Annotated in this window: 1 protein-coding gene; it reads left to right on the top strand. The window is 43.7% G+C overall.

Features of this window, described 5'->3' with window-relative positions; translation table 11 throughout:
* Positions 1–270, top strand: a 270-nt coding sequence (locus AAEZ00_RS21300) for a hypothetical protein (RefSeq protein WP_351089905.1), incomplete at both ends; no start/stop codon positions are given.

Below are 270 nucleotides of genomic sequence, written 5' to 3'. Positions count from 1 at the left end.
GTACTTGGCTTATAGCATTATCGAAAGTGCCAAAAATAGCCAAGACGGCCTGACTGAAACGCGCCTATATCAAGCATACGATGCGACCATCATTACCCTTGATATTAATGGTGATATTGATAATGACAGCCCATTGTCTAAATTGGTCAAAGCTTACGCCACCCCTCGCTATCAGCTCGGTTATGACAAGGGCATTCATGACCATGATGCCACGCTATTATTGATGCAAATACTACCGACATTGCGTGAAGCAGGGCTACTGATTTATAC

Source organism: Shewanella sp. S1-49-MNA-CIBAN-0167, from assembly GCF_040310145.1.
GTDB lineage: Bacteria > Pseudomonadota > Gammaproteobacteria > Enterobacterales > Shewanellaceae > Shewanella > Shewanella psychromarinicola.
The sequence above is the reverse complement of the archived record's forward strand: the minus strand, read 5'-3'. Positions and strand labels throughout refer to the sequence as shown.